Source organism: Lentzea nigeriaca, assembly GCF_016907955.1.
In the GTDB taxonomy this organism is placed as follows: Bacteria; Actinomycetota; Actinomycetes; order Mycobacteriales; family Pseudonocardiaceae; genus Lentzea; species Lentzea nigeriaca.
On record NZ_JAFBCX010000014.1, the window covers coordinates 111,410 to 129,378 of the forward strand.

The 17,969-nt window shown below is 69.3% G+C and carries 16 protein-coding genes and 1 pseudogene; 13 read left to right on the forward strand and 4 right to left on the reverse strand.

The genetic code is table 11. From position 1 onward, the window contains the following. Positions 1-105: 105 nt before the first annotated feature. The 5 genes from glyA to JOD27_RS34905 are packed head-to-tail and all read left to right on the forward strand — an operon-like array spanning position 106 to position 6,788. The gene (gene glyA, locus JOD27_RS34885) at positions 106-1,383 is read left to right on the forward strand and encodes a serine hydroxymethyltransferase (RefSeq protein WP_275591880.1); all 1,278 of its coding nucleotides are present in this window, start codon (positions 106-108) and stop codon (positions 1,381-1,383) included. Positions 1,384-1,401: 18 nt separating this feature from the next. After that, positions 1,402-2,487 carry an S-(hydroxymethyl)mycothiol dehydrogenase gene (locus JOD27_RS34890; protein ID WP_204766591.1) on the forward strand — a complete coding sequence of 362 codons (1,086 nt, stop codon included), beginning with the start codon at positions 1,402-1,404 and terminating at the stop codon, positions 2,485-2,487. After that, entirely contained in the window at positions 2,484-3,113 is a 630-nt protein-coding gene (locus tag JOD27_RS34895) for an MBL fold metallo-hydrolase (RefSeq protein WP_204766592.1), read from the forward strand. The genes JOD27_RS34890 and JOD27_RS34895 overlap by 4 nt, the downstream gene beginning before the upstream one ends. A gap of 46 nt (positions 3,114-3,159) precedes the next feature. Further along, on the forward strand, positions 3,160-5,610 hold the full coding sequence (locus tag JOD27_RS34900) for a GcvT family protein (protein WP_204766593.1): 2,451 nt from the start codon (positions 3,160-3,162) through the stop codon (positions 5,608-5,610). A 47-nt stretch (positions 5,611-5,657) separates the two neighbouring features. Then, positions 5,658-6,788 (forward strand): aromatic ring-hydroxylating oxygenase subunit alpha, encoded by a 1,131-nt coding sequence (locus tag JOD27_RS34905; protein WP_204766594.1) that lies wholly within the window; start codon positions 5,658-5,660, stop codon positions 6,786-6,788. Between the two features lie 174 nt (positions 6,789-6,962). On the opposite strand, the gene JOD27_RS34910 is transcribed toward JOD27_RS34905, so the two are convergent. Continuing rightward, positions 6,963-7,622, reverse strand: coding sequence for a GntR family transcriptional regulator (locus JOD27_RS34910; protein WP_204766595.1), 660 nt, complete (start codon positions 7,620-7,622; stop codon positions 6,963-6,965). A gap of 68 nt (positions 7,623-7,690) precedes the next feature. On the opposite strand from JOD27_RS34910, the gene JOD27_RS34915 reads away from it, so the two are divergent. From JOD27_RS34915 to JOD27_RS34950, 8 genes and pseudogenes are all read left to right on the forward strand, one after another. Further along, positions 7,691-8,920: a sarcosine oxidase subunit beta family protein gene (locus tag JOD27_RS34915; RefSeq protein ID WP_204766596.1), complete on the forward strand. Its 1,230-nt coding sequence runs from the start codon at positions 7,691-7,693 to the stop codon at positions 8,918-8,920. Between the two features lie 12 nt (positions 8,921-8,932). Next, a complete protein-coding gene (locus JOD27_RS34920; protein ID WP_204766597.1) occupies positions 8,933-9,214 on the forward strand; it encodes a sarcosine oxidase subunit delta in 282 nt (93 codons plus the stop codon). Next, positions 9,211-12,045, forward strand: coding sequence for a 2Fe-2S iron-sulfur cluster-binding protein (locus JOD27_RS34925; protein ID WP_204766598.1), 2,835 nt, complete (start codon positions 9,211-9,213; stop codon positions 12,043-12,045). The genes JOD27_RS34920 and JOD27_RS34925 overlap by 4 nt, the downstream gene beginning before the upstream one ends. Then, the gene (locus JOD27_RS34930) at positions 12,035-12,601 is read left to right on the forward strand and encodes a sarcosine oxidase subunit gamma (protein WP_204766599.1); all 567 of its coding nucleotides are present in this window, start codon (positions 12,035-12,037) and stop codon (positions 12,599-12,601) included. Before JOD27_RS34925 ends, JOD27_RS34930 begins: the two co-directional genes overlap by 11 nt. After that, positions 12,598-12,693: pseudogene (locus JOD27_RS34935) on the forward strand (serine dehydratase beta chain); the annotation flags it as partial. The gene JOD27_RS34930 and the pseudogene JOD27_RS34935, both read left to right, overlap by 4 nt. A 215-nt stretch (positions 12,694-12,908) precedes the next feature. After that, positions 12,909-13,754 (forward strand): formyltetrahydrofolate deformylase, encoded by an 846-nt coding sequence (gene purU / locus JOD27_RS34940; protein WP_204766600.1) that lies wholly within the window; start codon positions 12,909-12,911, stop codon positions 13,752-13,754. Further along, positions 13,751-13,951 (forward strand): hypothetical protein, encoded by a 201-nt coding sequence (locus JOD27_RS34945; RefSeq protein ID WP_204766601.1) that lies wholly within the window; start codon positions 13,751-13,753, stop codon positions 13,949-13,951. Before purU ends, JOD27_RS34945 begins: the two co-directional genes overlap by 4 nt. A 63-nt stretch (positions 13,952-14,014) precedes the next feature. Next, entirely contained in the window at positions 14,015-14,488 is a 474-nt protein-coding gene (locus JOD27_RS34950) for a carboxymuconolactone decarboxylase family protein (RefSeq protein WP_204766602.1), read from the forward strand. Here the strand turns inward: JOD27_RS34950 and JOD27_RS34955 are convergent. Genes JOD27_RS34955 through JOD27_RS34965 form a run of 3 tightly spaced genes read right to left on the reverse strand, consistent with a single transcriptional unit; the run spans position 14,473 to position 17,966 of the window. Then, on the reverse strand, positions 14,473-15,213 hold the full coding sequence (locus JOD27_RS34955) for an aminotransferase class IV (RefSeq protein WP_204766603.1): 741 nt from the start codon (positions 15,211-15,213) through the stop codon (positions 14,473-14,475). The genes JOD27_RS34950 and JOD27_RS34955 overlap by 16 nt on opposite strands. Position 15,214: 1 nt before the next feature. Next, positions 15,215-16,399, reverse strand: a complete 1,185-nt coding sequence (locus JOD27_RS34960; protein WP_204766604.1) for an FAD-dependent monooxygenase — start codon at positions 16,397-16,399, stop codon at positions 15,215-15,217. Further along, complete coding sequence (locus JOD27_RS34965) at positions 16,392-17,966, reverse strand: AMP-binding protein (protein WP_307830499.1); 1,575 nt, start codon at positions 17,964-17,966, stop codon at positions 16,392-16,394. The genes JOD27_RS34960 and JOD27_RS34965 overlap by 8 nt, the downstream gene beginning before the upstream one ends. Positions 17,967-17,969: the final 3 nt, after the last annotated feature.

Here is a 17,969-nt window from a genome sequence, read left to right on the forward strand (position 1 = left end):
GACAGGGGCTTGACAACGGCTTCCGCGAGACCCACTGTGATGCCCGCAGTTGCATAATGCGAACAACGTTGCGTATTACGGAACTCGCTCGGAAGGGTTGGCCCGTTGTCACTCTCCGTCTCCACCTCTGTCCTGGATCAGCACCTCGACGATCTCGACCCCGAGGTCGCCACCGCGATCCGTGCCGAGCTGCACCGCCAGCAGTCGACGCTCGAGATGATCGCGTCCGAGAACTTCGCCCCGGTCTCCGTGCTGCAGGCGCAGGGCTCGGTGCTGACGAACAAGTACGCCGAGGGCTATCCGGGACGCCGGTACTACGGCGGGTGCGAGCACGTCGACGTCATCGAGACGCTGGCGATCGAGCGGGTCAAGGCCCTGTTCGGCGCGGAACACGCGAACGTGCAGCCGCACTCGGGCGCGCAGGCCAACGCCGCGGCGATGGCGGCGGTGCTCCAGCCCGGCGACACGATCATGGGCCTCGACCTCGCGCACGGCGGTCACCTGACGCACGGCATGCGGATCAACTTCTCCGGCCGGCTCTACAACGTCGTCGCCTACCACGTGGACCGCGATTCCGGCCGCGTCGACATGGCCGAGGTGGAGCGGCTGGCCGGCGAGACCACCCCGAAGCTGATCATCGCGGGGTGGTCGGCCTACCCGCGGCAGCTGGACTTCGCCGAGTTCCGCCGGATCGCCGACGCGGTCGGCGCGAAGCTCATGGTGGACATGGCGCACTTCGCCGGTCTGGTCGCGGCGGGGCTGCACCCGAGCCCGATCCCGTACGCCGACCTCGTCACCACCACGACGCACAAGACCCTCGGCGGCCCGCGCGGCGGAGTGGTCTTCTGCAAGAAGGAGCTGGCCAAGAAGGTCGACTCCACCGTGTTTCCCGGTCAGCAGGGCGGGCCGTTGCAGCACGTCATCGCGGCCAAGGCGGTGGCGTTCAAGGTCGCGGCAGGCAGTGAGTTCCGCGAGCGGCAGCAGCGCGTTCTCGACGGTGCCAGGATCCTGGCCGAACGGCTGACGCGGCCCGACTGCGCCGCGGCCGGGGTGAAGGTGCTGTCCGGCGGCACCGACGTGCACCTGGTGCTGGTCGACCTGGTCGAATCCTCATTGGACGGACAGCAGGCCGAGGACCGCCTGCACCGCGTCGGGATCACGGTCAACCGCAACGCCGTCCCGTTCGACCCGCGTCCGCCGATGGTCACCTCCGGCCTGCGCGTCGGCACGCCAGCGCTGGCCGCCCGCGGTTTCACGGCCGAGGACTTCGCCGAGGTCGCCGACATCATCGCCGCCGCGCTCAAGCCGGCGTACGACGAGACCGATCTGGCCGCGCGCGTCGCGTCGCTGGCCGAGAAGCACCCCCTCTACCCACACCTCTGAACGAGTCAGGAGAAGCAAGTGGCACACGCGGTGAAAGGTGTCGTGGCGGCGGGGCGCGGAGCAGAGGTCTCGGTCGAGACCATCCTCGTGCCGGACCCCGGACCCGGCGAGGCGCTGGTGAAGGTGCAGGCCTGCGGGGTCTGCCACACCGACCTGCACTACCGGGAGGGCGGGATCAACGACGAGTTCCCGTTCCTGCTCGGGCACGAGGCGGCGGGAGTCGTGGAGGCCGTCGGTGACGGTGTGACCGACCTGGTGCCCGGTGACTTCGTCATTCTCAACTGGCGCGCGGTGTGCGGCTCGTGCCGCTCGTGCCTGCGCGGCCGGCCGCAGTACTGCTTTAACACCCACAACGCTTCCCAGCCCATGACGCTGGCCGACGGCACACCGTTGTCCCCGGCGCTCGGCATCGGCGCGTTCGCGGAGAAGACGCTCGTCCACAGTGGACAGTGCACGAAGGTGAACCCGAAGGCGGCGCCGGAGGTCGCGGGCCTGCTCGGCTGCGGTGTCATGGCGGGCATCGGCGCCGCGATCAACACCGGCGCGGTCACCCGCGGTGACAGCGTGGCGGTGCTCGGCTGCGGTGGTGTCGGTGACGCGGCCATCGCGGGCGCCCGGCTGGCGGGCGCGGGCACGATCATCGCCGTCGACCTGGACCCCGCGAAGCTCGACTGGGCGGAACGGTTCGGAGCCACGCACACCGTCAATGCCCGCGAGCAGGACGTCGTGGAGACGATCCGCGAGCTCACCGAGGGCAACGGTGCCGACGTCGTGATCGACGCGGTCGGCCGCCCCGAGACGTTCCGGCAGGCGTTCTACGCCCGTGACCACGCAGGAACCGCCGTGCTGGTGGGCGTGCCGACGCCGGACATGCAGTTCGAACTGCCGTTGATCGACGTGTTCTCCCGCGGTGGCGCGGTGAAGTCGTCCTGGTACGGCGACTGCCTGCCGAGCCGCGACTTCCCGATGCTCATCGACCTCTACCTGCAGGGCAGGCTCGACCTCGGCGCGTTCGTCTCGGAGACGATCGGTCTGGGGGACGTCGAGAAGGCGTTCGACGACATGCACCACGGCCGCGTGCTGCGTTCCGTGGTCGTGCTGTGAGCGCGCGGATCGAGCACGTCGTCACGTCCGGGACGTTCAGCCTCGACGGTGGAACGTGGGACGTCGACAACAACGTCTGGCTGGTCGGCGACGACTGCGAGGTGCTCGTGATCGACCCGTCGCACAACGCGGAGGCCGTTCTCGGAGTCATCGGCGACCGCGTGGTGACGGCGTTGGTCTGCACGCACGGCCACGACGACCACATCAACGCCGTCGCCGAGGTCGCGGACAAGGTCGGCGCGCCGATTCTGATCCACTCCGCCGACCGTGCACTGTGGACGGCCGTCTACCCGGACCGCGAGCCGGACGTGTGGCTGACCGACGGCGCGACCCTGACCGTCGCGGGCACGACCCTCGAAGTCATCAGCACGCCCGGCCACACCTACGGCGCGATCTCGTTGTACGCACCGGAGCTCGGCGCGGTCTTCACCGGCGACACCCTGTTCCAGGGCGGTCCGGGAGCCACGGGCAGGTCGTACTCGCACTTCCCGACGATCATCGAATCGATCCGCGAGCGGCTGCTGACGTTGCCGCCGGAGACGACCGTCCATACCGGACATGGCCCGACCACCACCATCGGCGCCGAGGTACCCCAGCTCGACGACTGGATCCGGCGCGGTGCCTGAGAAAAGTCACTGGCGGCCCACCGACCACACGGCAGGAGAACTTCCCATGGCAACGCAACCACGCGTTGTGCTCATCGGAGCGGGCATCGTCGGGTGCGCGCTGGCCGACGAGCTGACCGCGCGCGGGTGGACCGACATCACCGTGCTCGAACAGGGACCGCTGTTCGCGACGGGCGGATCCAGCTCGCACGCGCCTGGCCTGGTCTTCCAGACCACCGGCTGCAAGACCATGACGTCGTTCGCCAAGTACACCGTCGAGAAGTACACGGCGCTGACACTCGACGACCAGTGGTGCTTCCAGCAGCTCGGCGGCCTGGAGGTCGCCACCACGCCGGAACGCTGGACAGACCTCAAGCGGCGGCACGGCTGGGCCACGTCATGGGGCGTCGAGGCCTTCCTGCGCGATCCGGAGGAATGCGCGCGGCTGCACCCGTTGCTCGACCCGGCCAAGATCCTCGGCGGCTTCCACATCCCGACCGACGGCCTCGCCAAGCCGTTGCGCGCGGCCGAAGCGCAGGCCCGCCGGGCGATGGAACGCGGAGCGAAGTTCCTGGCACACCACAAGGTCACCGGCATCGAGCGCACCGGCCGCCGGGTGAAGGCCGTCGTCACCGAGCACGACACGTTCGCCGCCGACATCGTCGTGTCCTGCGTCGGCATGTGGGGCCAGCGGATCGGCCGGATGGTCGACCTCGACATCCCGCTGGTCCCGATGGCGCACCAGTACGCGAAGACCGCGCCGCTGCCCGCGCTGAAGGGCGTCAACGACGACCTGTACGAGATGTCGAAGCCGTTGCTGCGCCACCAGGACGCCGACCTCTACTTCCGCGAGCACGTCGACCGCATCGGCATCGGCGCGTACGGCCACCGGCCGATGCCGATCTCGGCGGACGACATCCTCGACTTCGACGTGGCGCCGACCATGCCGTCCGAGATCGCGTTCACCCCCGAGGACTTCGAGACGTCGTGGGACGCCGCCGTCGACCTGCTGCCCGCGCTCGGCGACTCGAAGGTCGAGGAGGGCATCAACGGCCTGTTCTCCTTCACCCCGGACGGCAACCCGCTGCTCGGCGAACATCCCGGCCTGGACGGGTTCTGGGTGGCCGAAGCCGTGTGGATCACGCACTCCGCCGGTGTGGCCAGGGCGATGGCGGAGTGGCTGGTGGACGGGCAGCCGGGCATCGACCTGCACGGTTGCGACCTCAACCGGTTCGAGGACGTGCAGCGCTCGCCCGGCTACGTCCACGAACGCAGCTGCCAGAGCTTCGTCGAGGTCTACGACATCCTGCACCCCCTGCAGCCCGCTCAACGGCCGCGGCCGTTGCGCACCAGCCCGTTCCACGAGCGGCAGGTCGAGCTCGGCGCGGTGTTCCTGGAGGCGTCGGGCTGGGAGCGGCCGCACTGGTACGAGGCCAACGCGAACCTGCCCGAGGTCGCGGAGATCCCGGAACGCAACGAGTGGGCGTCACGGTTCTGGTCGCCGATCGCCGGTGCCGAGGCGCTGGTGGCCCGCAAGCGCGTCGCCATGTTCGACATGACCCCGTTGAAGCGGCTGGAGGTCAGCGGCCCGGAGGCGTTGACGTTCCTGCAGACCATGACCACCAACCAGCTCGACCGCAAGCCGGGCGCGGTGGTCTACACGTTGCTGCTCGACGAGGACGGCGGCGTGCGCAGCGACCTCACGATCGCCCGGCTCGGCGAGAACCGCTTCCAGGTCGGCGCGAACGGGCCGCTCGACCTCGACTGGCTGCGCAGACGCCTGCCTCCCAACGGTGGCGTGCACATCGCCGACATCACACCTGGCACGTGCTGCATCGGCCTGTGGGGACCGGAAGCGCGCAATCTGTTGCAGCCGCTCACGAAGGACGACTTCTCGCACGAGGCGATGGGCTACTTCAAGGCGAAGCAGACCTTCATCGGCGACGTGCCGGTGACCGCGATGCGCCTGTCGTACGTCGGTGAGCTCGGCTGGGAGCTCTACACCACGGCCGACATGGGCCGCCGGTTGTGGGACACGCTCTGGGAAGCGGGCCAGGAGCACGGCGTCATCGCCGCCGGCCGCAGCGCCTTCACCAGCATGCGGCTGGAGAAGGGCTACCGCTCGTGGGGCGCCGACGTCACCACCGAGCACGACCCGTTCGAGGCGGGATTGGGTTTCGCGGTACGCATGAACAAGGGCTACTTCCACGGCCGCAAGGCGCTGGAGGGCCGCGCGGAGGACACGGTCACGCGCAAGCTGAGCTGCCTGACGATCGACGACGACTACCAGGTCGTCATGGGCTCCGAGCCGGTGTTCTTCGATGGCAACGCGGTCGGGTACGTCACCAGCGCGGCACGCGGCTACTCGATCGGCAAGAACATCGCCTATGCCTGGCTGCCCGCCGAGGTCGCGGTGGTGGGAACGCCGGTCGAGATCGAGTACTTCGGTGAGCGCGTCCAGGCCGTCGTGGCCGCCGAACCGCTCTTCGACCCCGAGATGAAGCGAATCCGGTCCTGACGCGCGAACCCTGCTTCTCTGCCGTTTCTCATCACCACGGAGCGACCATGACTGCGACCGAACTCCCGTCCAGCCTGATCCCCACCCTGCCCGGCCACACCTACACCGACCCGACGATCTTCGAGCTCGAGCAGGAGAAGATCTTCGAGGTGATGTGGTTCTGCGCCGTCCGCAGCGCAGATCTACCGGAGGCCGGCAACTTCCGGACCATCCAAATCGGACGCGAGAGCGTGCTCGTGACCCGCTCGCGCGACGGTTCGCTGCGCGCGTTCCTCAACATCTGCCGGCACCGCGGCGCCAAGCTGTGCGTCGAGGAGACCGGCACGGTCAAGCGCAACTTCCAGTGCCCGTACCACGCCTGGACCTACGGCCTGGACGGCAAGCTGGTGGCCGCGCCGAACCTGACCTCGATGCCGGACGTCGACCGTGTCGAGTACGGCCTGAAGACCGTGCACCTGCGAGAGTGGCTCGGTTACGCGTGGCTGTGCCTGGCCGAGGAGCCGCCCTCGTTCGAGGAGACCGTGCAGCGCGACGTCAGGGAGCGGCTCGGCAACCTCGACGCCATCGGCAACTACCAGGTGAGCGAGCTCGATCTCGGCCGGCGGATCACCTACGACGTCAAGGCCAACTGGAAGCTCATCATCGAGAACTTCATGGAGTGCTACCACTGCGCGACGATCCACCCCGAGCTCACCGAGGTCCTGCCGGAGTTCGCGGACGGGTACGCGGCGCAGTACTACGTCGGCCACGGCGCGGTGTTCGGTGAGGAGATCAAGGGCTTCACGATCGACGGCAGCGAGGGCTTCGACACACTGTCCGGAGTGGGCTCCGACCAGGAGCGCCGGTACTACGCGATCACGGTGCGGCCGCAGGTGTTCATCAACCTCGTGCCCGACCACGTGATCATCCACCGGATGTTCCCGCTGGCCGCGGATCGCACGATCGTCGAGTGCGACTGGCTCTACGCCAAGGACGTCGTCGCGACGGGCAAGGACGTCTCGCGGTCCGTGGAGCTCTTCCACCGCGTGAACGAGCAGGACTTCGAGGCGTGCGAACGGTGCCAGCCCGCGATGTCGTCGCGGGCCTACACGCAAGGGGGTGTGCTGGTTCCCTCCGAGCACCACATCGGGGAGTTCCACCGCTGGGTTCAGGAAGTCACCTCGACAAAGGGGTGGTAGCAGCCATGAACGGACGGCTCGCGCGTTCCGCGTCGTCGCGTTCCCAAGGCCTCGCGGCTGTGCGGCGGCCTACTACCTGGAGGCGAACACGTTGGTACCGCTGCGATCCGTGGCCGACGGCTCGAACACGCCGGTCGAGACGGTCGTGATCAGGCCGGAGCGGCCGGCATGAGCTCAGATCAGGGCGCGGATGGCCCGTTCGAACCCGATGACGTGCTGGGCCGCGAGCTCGCCGGCCTTCTTGCCGTCGGCCTCGATGATGGCGGTCAGCAGCGGAACGTGTTCGTCGACATGACCGGCCATTCCGGACAGCCGCGGCAGGAACACGCACCAGATGCGGGTGGCCAGGTTGTCGTAGGAGACCAGGGTGTCCTCGAGGAAGGGGTTGTGCACGCACCGGTAGATCGCGCGGTGCACACCGACGTCGACGCGCAGCAGTTCCGTGTTGTCGCCCGACGGCGTCGTCGTGTCGAGCCGGGAGCGCAGCTCGGTGAGCGAGGCGCGGTCTTCTGCTGTGGCCCGCTCGGCGGCCGCGGCGGCGGCGAGCGGCTCCAGGGTCCTGCGCACCTCGGAGATGTGCGAGAGGTCGGAGATGTTCACGTCGGTGGCGAACGTGCCGCGGCGCGGGAAGGCGACGACGAGCCGTTCCTGCTCCAGCCGTTTCAACGCCTCGCGGATGGGCGTGCGGCCGACGCCGAGCTCGGAGCGCAGGCGGTCCTCGTTGATCGGTTCGCCCGGCTTGATCTCCAGCATCACCAGGCGATCCCGCAGCATGACGTACGCCCGCTCGGTGAGTGAGGCGGCCGCGGGCTCGTCGTTGACCCGAGTGTTCATGTGACCTACTGTACAACGCAGACTGATATACCAGTAGTCGATCAGATGATTTCGCTGGAGGCGTCGCAATGAGCAGCCCGCCCGGAGCACATCTGCCCGAGCACCCGGATTTCCTGTGGGAGAACCCGGAACCGAAGGCCTCCTACGACGTCGTGGTCGTCGGCGGTGGAGGGCACGGCCTCGCCACCGCGTACTACCTCGCCAAGGTCCACGGCATCACGAACGTCGCGGTGCTGGAGAAGGGCTGGCTGGCCGGCGGCAACATGGCCCGCAACACCACGATCATCAGGTCCAACTACCTGTGGGACGAGAGCTCCGGCATCTACGAGCACTCGTTGAAGCTCTGGGAGGGCCTGGAAGAGGATCTGGGCTACCCGATCCTGTTCGACCAGCGCGGTGTGCTGAACCTCGCGCACAGCCTGCAGGACGTCCGTGACAGCGTGCGGCGGGTCAACGCCAACCGGCTCAACGGCATCGACGCCGAATGGGTGGATCCCGCCGGGGTCAAGGAGATCTGCCCGATCGTCAACATCTCGCAGGACGTCCGTTATCCCGTGCTGGGGGCGACGTATCAGCCGCGCGCGGGCATCGCCAAGCACGACTACGTGGCGTGGGGCTACGCGCGCGCCGCACACGCGATGGGTGTCGACCTGATCCAGAACTGCGAGGTCACCGGACTGGAGACCTCCGGCGGCCGGATCACGGCGGTCGAAACGTCACGTGGCCGCATCGCCGCGGGGAAGGTCGCGTTGTGCGCGGCCGGGCACAGCTCGGTGCTCGCGAAGATGGTCGGGCTCAGGCTGCCTTTGGCCTCGCACCCGTTGCAGGCCTTGGTCTCCGAACTGCTGGAGCCCGTGCACCCGACCGTCGTGATGTCCAACGCCGTGCACGTCTACGTCTCCCAGGCGCACAAGGGAGAACTCGTGATGGGCGCCGGGATCGACAGCTACAACGGTTACGGCCAGCGCGGTTCGTTCCACATCATCGAGCAGCAGATGTCGGCGGCGCTGGAGCTGTTCCCGATCTTCGCGCGGGCGCACCTGCTGCGGACGTGGGCGGGCATCGTGGACGTCTCGCCGGACGCGTCGCCGATCGTCGGGCTCACCCCGGTGGGCGGGCTGTATCTCAACTGCGGCTGGGGAACCGGCGGGTTCAAGGCCACGCCCGGTGTCGGCCACTGCTTCGCGCACACCATCGCGAACGACAAGCCGCACCCGTTCAACGAGCCGTTCACCCTCGAGCGCTTCACCACCGGCGCACTCGTCGACGAGCACGGCGCCGCCGCCGTGGCCCACTAGTAGGAGCAGACGATGCAACTCATCCCGTGTCCGTGGTGCGGGCCGCGCGAGGAAGCGGAGTTCCACTACGGCGGCCAGGCCCACGTCGCGTACCCCGAGGACCCGTCGGCGTTGTCGGACGAGGAATGGGCGCAGTACGTGTTCTTCCGCGAGAACCCGAGCGGTCCGTTCGCCGAGCGCTGGAGCCACAGCGCCGGGTGCAGGCGGTGGTTCAACGCCGTCCGCGACACCCGCACCCACGACCTGATCGCGGTATACCGCGCGGGTGAGCCGATGCCCGAGGTGATCTCGTGAACTTCCGCAAGCCCACCGGCGGCGCGATCGACCGGAACACCGTGCTGCGCTTCACCTTCAACGGCCAGTTGCTGACCGGGCACCCCGGCGACACGCTCGCGTCGGCGTTGCTCGCCAACGGCGTGCACGAGGTCGGCAGCAGCGTGAAGCTCGGGCGGCCGCGCGGCATCGTCGCGGCGGGGTCGGAGGACCCGACGTCGCTGGTGCAGATCGAGACGCCGTACTCCGAGCCCATGCTGCTCGCCACGACCGTCGAGCTGTTCGACGGTCTGGAGGCACGTGGTCTGGCAGGTCAGGGGCGACTGTCGCCCGAGCCCGACCCGGCGCGGTACGACGCCAAGCACGAGCACTGCGACGTGCTGGTGGTCGGTGCGGGTCCGGCCGGCCTGGTGGCCGCGCTGACAGCCGCTCGCAGCGGTGCGCGGGTCGTGCTGGTGGACGAGCAGAACCAGGCCGGTGGCGCGCTGCTGGGCGTGGACGAGTACCTCGACGACCGCCCGTCGGCGGAGTGGGTGGCCGACATCGTGGCGGAGCTCAAGACCACGCCGGGCGTGCTGGTGCTCGAGCGCACCACGGCGTTCGGCATGTACCAGGACGGGTTCGTGCTCGCGCTGCAGAAGCGCACCGACCACCTCGGGTTCGCGGCACCCGCTTCGGTTGCGCGGCAACGGGTCTGGCGGATCCGGACCAAGCAGACCGTGCTGGCCACCGGCGCCCACGAACGGCCAGTGGTGTTCGCGAACAACGACCGGCCCGGGATCATGCTGGCGTCTTCGGCTCGCACGTTCCTGCACCGCTACGGCGTGCTGCCGGGCTCGCGTGCGGTCGTGTTCACCACCAACGACAGCGCGTACTGCGCGGCGATCGACCTCGCCGAGTCCGGTGTGGACATTCCGCTGATCGTCGACGCCCGTCCCGAGGCGCCCGCGAGGCTCGCCACCGAGTGCGCGGCCCGTGGCATCGAGGTCCGCGCCGGGCACGTGGTGACCGGAACCGAGGGCTCTTCGCGCGTGACCGACGTGCACGTGGCCCCGCTCGGCGACGGGCACCCGGACACGGTCGTGTGCGACACCCTGCTGGTGTCGGGCGGCTGGAACCCCGTCGTGAGCCTGTTCAGCCAGGCACGCGGAAAGCTGCGCTACGACTCGAGTCTCGGCGCGTTCGTGCCGGGGGAGGAGCTCGCTTCGGTCCGGGTCGCCGGATCCGCCACCGGTGAGCTGGACCTGAACGCGTGTGCGCGGCAGGGCCGGGACGCCGGTGCCGCGGCTGTCGTCGCGGCAGGGTTCACGCCGGGCGGTCAGGTGCCGTTGCCCGTCTCCGACTCGCGGTGCACCCAGCGGACCGGTCTCGTGCTGTGGCGCGTTCCGGGTGATGAGGACGCCAGTTTCGTTGACCTGCAACGGGATGCGACCGTCACCGACGTGCTGCGTGCCACGGGTGCGGGTCTGCGGTCGTTGGAGCACATCAAGCGCTACACGACCATCGGCACCGCGCACGACCAGGGCAAGACGTCCGGCATGATCGCTGCGGGCATCGTCGCCGAGGCGCTGGGCGTCGAACTGGCGGACCAGCGGCCCACGACGTTCCGCCCGCCGTACACCTCGGTGTCCTTCGCGGCACTGGCCGGACGGGACCGCGGCGAGCTGCACGACCCGGTGCGCGTCACGGCGATCCACCGGTGGCACGTGGCGCACGGGGCGTTGTTCGAGAACGTCGCCCAGTGGAAGCGGCCCTGGTACTACCCGCGGGACGGCGAGGACCTGCACGCGGCCGTGCTGCGGGAATGCCGTGCCACGCGCGAGAGCGTCGGCATGATGGACGGCTCGACGCTGGGCAAGATCGACGTGCAGGGCCGTGATGCCGGCAAGTTCCTGGACATGCTCTACACCAACATGATGAGCACGTTGAAGGTCGGCCGGATCCGGTACGGCGTCATGTGCGGCGTCGACGGCATGGTGATCGACGACGGCACGGTGATCCGGGTCGGCGAGGAGCGGTTCCTGGTCACGACGACCACCGGCAACGCCGCCAAGATCCTCGACTGGATGGAGGAGTGGCTGCAGACGGAGTGGCCGCACCTCGACGTGCACTGCACGTCCGTCACCGAGCACTGGGCCACGATCCCGTTGGTGGGTCCGAAGTCCCGTGACGTGCTCGCCGCGGTCGCTCCTTCGCTCGACGTCAGCAACGAGGCGTTCGAGTTCATGACGTGGCACGACACCCGGGTGGCCGGTGTGCCCGCTCGGGTGTGCCGGATCAGCTTCTCCGGTGAGCTGGCGTACGAGATCAACGTGACCGCCTGGCACGGGCTCGCCGTGTGGGAGGCGTTGATGGAGGCGGGATCACCGTACGGGATCACGCCGTACGGCACCGAGACCATGCACGTGCTCCGCGCCGAGAAGGGCTACCCGATCATCGGGCAGGAGACCGACGCCACGGTCACGCCGCAGGACCTCGGCATGTCGTGGGCCGTGTCGAAGAAGAAGCCCGACTTCATCGGCAAGCGCTCGTTCAGCCGTGCGGAAAACCTGCGGACAGACCGCAAGCAGTTGGTGGGGCTTCTGCCGGTGGACCCGAACGTGCTGTTGCCGGAAGGTTCGCAGATCGTCGAGACGGACCGTCTGCCGGAACCGCCTGTGCGGATGCTCGGCCACGTGACGTCCAGCTACCCCAGCGCGGCGCTGGGCCGCACGTTCGCCCTCGCCCTGGTGCGGTCGGGCCACGAACGCGTCGGCGAGACCCTCTACGTGCCGGTCGAGGACGCGCTCGTGCCGGTCACCGTCACCGAATCCGTGCTGTACGACAAGGAAGGAGCCCGTCGTGACGGTTAGCCCCCTCTTCGCCTGGACCGACCGGCTGGCGGCGCTCCCGGTGAACGCCTCGGAGCGGCCGTTCCTCTCGCAGCTCACCGTGCGCGCGTCGGACCCGGCGGCGATCGCGGCGATGGGTGCGGTACTCGGCGTGGGGTTCCCCGCGGTTCCGTGCACTTTCACCGCCGGCTCCGGTGAGTTCGGGGACGTCGAGGTGTTGTGGCTGGGGCCGGACGAGTTCCTCGTCGTGGCGGCTCCCGATCTGCAGATCCCGATCGAGGAGGCGTTGCGTGGCGCGCTCGGCTCTGCACGTGGGTCCGTTGTGGACACTTCGGCTCAGCGGACGACCGTGGTCCTGGAAGGGCCGCACGTCCGGGACGTTCTCGCTCACGGATGTTCCGTGGACCTGCACCCGTCTGCGGCTCCCGCCGGCACTTGCGTGCAGACGCTGCTCGCCAGGACGGGAGTCATCCTGCTGGTGACGGGAGCGGACAGCGTCACGCTGCTGGTGCGGTCGTCGGTCGCCGAGTACCTCGCGGCCTGGCTGAGCGACGCGTGCGTGGAGTACCAGACGTGAGTCTCAGCGTGTTCGACCTGTTCAAGGTCGGAATCGGGCCGTCCAGCTCGCACACGGTCGGCCCGATGCGCGCGGCTTTGTCCTCTGTGGACCAGCCGGGCTCGCGGCACCGGTCGCAGCACTGGAGCTCAACGTCGCCATCCGCACGGTCGAGGTCACAGGGAAGGCGCGGCGCTGACGGGTCTCTGCCGCGGGCCGAAGCGCCGGTTTTCGTTGGCTGACAAGGACTTCAGTCCTTGACCCGCCGGTGGTGCACAGTTAGTGTGAGCTTAATATATCAGACGGCTACCAGGACGAGGAGACCGTCGTGGCGCGACACTTCACCCTGACCCTGAACTGTCCCGAGCGGACGGGCATCGTCCACGCGGTGACCTCGTTCCTGGTCGGCCACGGCTGCGACATCGTGGAGCACCAGCAGTTCGACGACGACGTGCGCAACAGGTTGTTCCTGCGCACCGCCTTCAAGTGCGGCTCCGCCGACGTCGACGACCTCGCCCGCGCGTTCGCCGCGGTGGCGAGCGAGTTCGAGATGGACTTCGACCTGTGGGACGAGCGCCAGCCGCGCGTGCTCGTCATGGTGTCGAAGGCCGGGCACTGCCTGAACGACCTGCTTTTCCGGTGGCGTGCCGGAAGTCTGGGCGGAGAGATCGCCGCGGTCGTGTCGAACCACGAGGACCTGCGGCCGATGGCGGAGGCGGCCGGGCTCGACTTCGTGCACGTGCCCAACACCGCGGACACCAAGCACATCGCCGAGCAGCGCCTGCTGGAGCTCGTCGAGGAGTACCAGATCGATCTGGTGGTGCTGGCGAGGTACATGCAGGTGCTGTCCAACGACCTGTGCGCCAAGCTCGCCGGCCGGGTGATCAACATCCACCACTCGTTCCTGCCGGGCTTCAAGGGCGCCAAGCCGTATCACCAGGCCTACGACCGTGGTGTGAAGTACGTGGGCGCCACGGCGCACTACGTCACGCCCGACCTCGACGAGGGGCCGATCATCGAGCAGGAGGTGCTGCGGGTCGACCACTCCTTCGACCCGCGGGCGCTCACCGCGGCCGGCCGCGACGCCGAGGCGCTCGCGCTGTCGCGTGCCGTGCGCTGGCACTGCGAGCACCGGGTGCTCCTCAACGGCAACAGCACCGTCGTCTTTCGATGACCACTCAAGGCGGAGAATCGCTGCGCGATCAGACCATCGTGGACTTTTCCGTCGGCCTAGCCGCACGAATCCCCGCACCCGGCGTGGCGCCCGCACTGCACGCCGCTCCCGTGCCCGGCGTCGGCCCGGTCACCACGGCGCTGCTGCTCGCCCGCACGATGGAGGCGGCAGGGTCCAGCGTGCTGTGTCCACAATAGACACAACAAGGGATTCTGTTGTGGCACAACGCTAATCTGCGAAAGTCGGGCTAGTGTTGAGCTATGTCATCCCTCACGAGTGAGACCAGGGTGAACCTGAAGTCGGTCACCCCGGACGTGTCCGCCGCGATGCGAGCGCTGCACGTCGCCGCCGCGGACTCGGCGGCCAAGGCCGGCTTGCCCGGTTCGTTGCTGGAGTTGCTGCGCCTGCGCGTCTCGCAGATCAACGGGTGCGAGTTCTGCATCGACCTGCACGCCCGCGACGCGAGGGCCGGTGGCGAGTCGCAGCAGCGCCTCGACGCGCTGGGCGCCTGGCAGGACTCCAGCCTCTTCGACGCGCGGGAGAAGGCCGCCTTCGCGCTGGCGGAGACGATCACCCTCGTGCACGACGACCGGGTGCCGGACGAGGTGTACCGGGCGGCCGCCGCGGAGTTCGGCGAGGCGGCGACGGCCGCGCTCATCTGGGTCTGCACGGTCATCAACGCCTACAACCGCATCGCGATCAGCACCCGCATGGTTCCTCAGCCTGCCCGCTGAGCCGGCGGGTCGAGCGGCGTGCGCAGCCGCTCGACCCGCTCCCGCCACGACGTGAAGTGCCTGCCGCTGCCGGGAGTGGTGCCGCAACCGATGAACGCGGTCACGAGTCGGATGCCGTGCAGTGCGTTGAGCAGCCACACCTCGCGGCCCGCCAGTTCGTCGACGCGACGGGCACGGTGTGCTGTGGGGATTTCCCGTTCGACGGCCAGGTCCAGCACGAGCGCGGCGGTCGTTCCCGGTAGCGCCGGAATGTCCGAGGGCGGTGCGCACAGCACGTCGTCCTCCCACCACAACACCGACGATGTCGCCGCTTCGATCACAACGCCGTCGGCCGTCCGCAACAGCGCCTCCTGCGCTCCGTGTGCCTCCGCTTCGGCACGCAGCCTGGTGAGTGACTGGAGGTCAGGTCCCTTGCAGTGCGGGCGAAGCCGGCGATCGGGCGCGTCCGGCACCCACACGCGCACGTGCTCGCCACGCGCCGGTGCCGGGCGAATCCGCAGCCGCAACGAGGGCGGATCGCCGACGAGTTCGACGCGCGGGAACCACGCGCCCGTGCGCGGCAGCGCGGAGATCGTGTCCCGCCAGAACCGGTCCAGTTCCAGCTGCGTGACGACACCGAGTTCCAGGCAGGACCGGCTGAACCTGCTGACGTGCCGGTCCAGCGACCGCACCGAACCGTCCAACACCAGCCACGAGTCGGCCACGAGCAGGGGAGCGTCTTCCATCTCAGTGCCTCACTTCGCTCAGCCTGGTGCCGTAGGGGGCGTGTTCCAGCCACTCTCCGAACCGGGGCACCACGGACGCCAGCCGTGCCGCCGCCCCGCGCCGCAGCCTGGCCGCCGCGGTGGGCGGTCGCAGGTGCCGCAGGGCCGCGCCCGCGGCGGCGCTGTTGGCCTCCGCCGCCGCATGCCGCGTCGTCGCGAACGCGGCAACGGCTTCCGCGTTCGCCGCGGGGGAATGCCGTCCGGTCGTGATGGCGTCCGCCGCCGCCTGCGCGTCGACGAAGCCGCTGTTCATGCCACGAGCGCCGAACGGCGGGAACAGGTGGGCGGCCTCGCCCACGAGCAGGATCCGGTGGTGCGGGTCGGTGAAGTCGTCGGCGATCAGCTGCAGGAACCGGTAGACGGAGATCGCGGTGATGCGCTCCGTCGGCGTCGGCCCGATCAACGCGGGCAGCCACCGCCGGACCTCCTGCCGTGAGGCGATGACGTCCGCCGAGTCGCCAGCCCTGCTCTGCACGTCGACCTGGAACCCGTTCGCGTAGGGCACGATGAGCACACCACGGCCTTCCGCGGCGGGATGCTCGTAGTGCATCACCCTCGCCAGGTCCGGTGTGCTGTCGGCGACGTCGACGACCACGTGGAAGCCTTCCGCGGCCGTGCCGTTCAACGAGGTTCCCGTGCACCTGCGGACGGTCGACCTCGCGCCGTCGGCTCCCACGACGTGGCTTCCGGACCAGGTCACGCCGTCCGCGGTGGCGACGGTGACGCCACCGGGATGCGTGACGACCTCGGTGACGGGGTGGTTCCACCGCACGTCCACGCCCGCGCGTTCACACGCGTCGAGCAGGACATGTTCGGTCTCGCTCTGCCGCAGGCTGGTGAACGGGGGCAGGCCGCTCGCGGGATCGTGCGGCGGGAACTCCTTCTCGTACACCTGTTTTCCGCGGTAGAGGGTGCGGCGGACGTTCCAGAGCACGCCGCGAGCCGCGAGCTCCGATCCCGCCCCTTGGCTGATGGATTCCAGCAGTGCCAACGACTTCCCGTGCACGTAGAGGGCGCGGCTGCCGGTGCGGTGCCGGTCGACGGGGTCGGCTTCGAGCAGGACGACGGGAACGTCGTGAGCGCGCAGTGCCAGCGCCGCGCAGAGACCGACCGGACCCGCGCCCACGACGATCACCGGGTCAGGCATGGGCCACCGCGCCGTCCCCGGCGGCGATCAACCGGGCGAGCGTCACGCGCTTGATCTTCCACGTCGACGTCCTGGGCAGGTCGTCGAACGCCCACTGCAGCGGTGCCGCCAGGGCGGGGAGATCGGCCGTCGCACGCTCCCAGCGCGTTGGTGCCAGCGGTGCGCCGGTGCGGGTGCACACCACGGGCACCGCGACGCCGTCCGCGCCGGGAACCACGACCACCTCGCGTAGTTCGTCCAGTCGGGACATCAGCACGTCCTCGATCCGCAGGTTGCTGTCCACGTCGTCGATCCGGTCGATCTCGCGGTCGATCAGGTGCAGGCCGCCCCACCAGCTGCGGGAGCCCATGTCGCCCATGCGCCACCAGCGCCCGTTGAGCTGAGCGTCGAACCTGTCCTGGGCGCCCTGGTAGGTGAGGATGCGGCCGCGGGTGTGCGCCTCGATGTGCCCGACCGTCCCGCTCGGCACCGGCACACCGGCGTCGTCGGTGATCCTTACCCTGGTGAAACCGGGAAGGCCGATGCCCACCAGCCGTCCGTTGCCGCGCGCAGCACCTCGTGCGGTGAACACGCGTGCGGCCACCGGGCCGGTCTCGCTCTGGCCGTAGAGCTGCATGAGGTACTTGCCGCGCCGGCGTGACGCGCCGAGCAACCGCTGCACGGTGCGCGGGTGGATGGCGTCGAAGGTGCTGCCGAAGCAGCGGACGTTGCGCAGCGGTGCGCCGGGGGCGTCCGCGAGGTCCTCCCACAGCACGAACGTGTTGGGGTGCGTCTCGACGACACCCGGCTGCCACCGCGCCAGCAGCGGGCCGACCGAGGCCGGTTCGTGGTCCACCAGCAGGAGCAGTCGGCTGCCACCGGAGAGGAATGTGCCGAGCGCGTGGTAGAAGCGCGAGTGGACGAACGACATGCAGAACGCCGCCGTCTCCCCGCGCAGGGGCACCGCCATGATCTTCTGCGGCACCAGCCTGTTCCACAGCGCCCGAGCGCAGTGCACGGCGAGCTTGGGCACGTCGGTGGTGCCGGAGCTGTGCGTGATCATCGCGGGCTCCTCGGGGTGCAGCCGGACCGGTTTCGCTCGTCCGGCCACCTCCAGGCCGTCGAGCGTGACGGCGCCGGGAAAGACCCCGGTGACGAGCACGCGCTTGCTGGTCAGCCCCGCGATGTCCGTGTGCGCCAGCCTTTCCAGCGTCACGTCGTCCGTGACCAGCAACGGCCGGTCGAGCCTGCTCAGCAGGATGCCGGCGGCGGTGGCGTCCAGGCCGGGGGACAGCAGGACGGGCACCGCGCCGATGAGGGACACGGCGCACGCGAGCAGAGCGATGTCCGCGTTGTCGCGCTTGTGGATCGCGACGTGGCTCGCGGGCCTGACCCCGGCGGTCCACAGCTGGTCGGCCAGCCGGTCCACCAGGTCGGCGAGTGAGCGGTAGGTGTGGTTCAGTCCGGCGTCGGGTGCCACGTCCAGCGGACGGTCCAGGACGACCGGCACGGCTCCGTGCCGCGTCGCCGCCTCCCGGAACATCTGTCCGATGTAGAATCCGTTGCCGGAGAAGAGCTTTTGCCGCACGGG